Consider the following 288-nt stretch of genomic DNA (forward strand, 5'->3'; position numbering starts at 1 on the left):
GTTCGGCGGCCGGCTGGCCCATCCGAGCTCGACCAGCACCGCGCCGATGATGCCGAAATCCGAATGGTAGATCCACTTCCAGATATAGGACGCGGCGACCGCGCTGATGACCCAGGGAATGATGAGGATAGCGCGCAGCACGCCGCGGCCGATGAAGTCGCGATGGAGCGCCAGCGCGGCGGCAAACCCGAGCACGAAGGAAAAGAAAGTCGAGGCTGCTGTCCAGATCAGGGTGTTGAAGGTGACCTGCCAGAACACCCCGCTGGTCAGGATGGCCGTATAGTTGCT

At 62.5% G+C, this 288-nt stretch carries 1 pseudogene; it reads right to left on the reverse strand.

From position 1 onward, the window contains the following. Positions 1 to 288 (reverse strand): annotated as a pseudogene (locus EN808_RS35895) (sugar ABC transporter permease); the annotation flags it as partial.

Origin of the sequence: Mesorhizobium sp. M8A.F.Ca.ET.165.01.1.1 (assembly GCF_004792065.1) — a bacterium.
Classification (GTDB): Bacteria; Pseudomonadota; Alphaproteobacteria; order Rhizobiales; family Rhizobiaceae; genus Mesorhizobium.